This window comes from Liquorilactobacillus uvarum DSM 19971 (genome assembly GCF_001434935.1).
GTDB classification, from domain to species: domain Bacteria; phylum Bacillota; class Bacilli; order Lactobacillales; family Lactobacillaceae; genus Liquorilactobacillus; species Liquorilactobacillus uvarum.
Genome location: NZ_AZEG01000145.1, coordinates 1 through 230, shown reverse-complemented (window position 1 = coordinate 230; position 230 = coordinate 1). Strand labels below are relative to the sequence as shown.

The following is a 230-nucleotide window of genomic DNA, read 5'->3' as shown; positions in this document are numbered from 1 at the left end:
TATGGCGAAACGTTTGAACCGCCTTCACATTCACAATATGTATGAGCTAGCCCATACTAACCCTTATTTACTCAAACAGCAGCTTGGCGTCATTGGTAGTCAGTTATTTGCTACGGCCTGGGGAATTGATCGCGCGCAAGTTACGGAACCAACTAAGGTTAAAGAAGCTAGCCTGGGTAATTCGCAAGTATTGCCACGAGATTATTTTAACCAAGTCGAAATTGAAACCG

The 230-nt window shown here is 43.9% G+C and carries 1 pseudogene; it reads left to right on the top strand.

Features of this window, described 5'->3' with window-relative positions:
- Nucleotides 1-230: pseudogene (locus FD20_RS12840) on the top strand (excinuclease ABC subunit A); the annotation flags it as partial.